Below are 392 nucleotides of genomic sequence, written 5' to 3' on the forward strand. Positions count from 1 at the left end.
ACCGTCACGCTCTGAGCAACGGCGCGGTGATCAACATCGAAGCCGGCAAAACGTCCGGTTCCGTGGTGGTCGATACCCCGGCGAATGACGTCTACAAAAACGGCAGCACCGTCAGCACTACCATCGAAAGCACCACCGGCGGCAACTTCGAGCAGTTGACCCCGAGCACGACGCCGGCGGTCACCACGATCACCGATTCGATCGACAACACCGGGCTGTCCCTGGCAGCAACCGGTTCGGTCACCGAAGGCGGCCAGATTACCTACACCGCGACCCTGAGCAACCCGGCCGGCACGCCGATGACCGTCACGCTGAGCAACGGCGCGGTGATCAACATCGAAGCCGGCAAAACGTCCGGTTCCGTGGTGGTCGATACCCCGGCGAATGACGTC

The 392-nt window shown here is 63.0% G+C and carries 1 protein-coding gene; it reads left to right on the forward strand.

The annotated features are described in order from the left end of the window. On the forward strand, positions 1–392 hold a 392-nt coding region (locus AC1DHT_RS29450), incomplete at both ends, for an immunoglobulin-like domain-containing protein (RefSeq protein ID WP_477761613.1).

This window comes from Pseudomonas sp. 05N432, assembly GCF_056396945.1.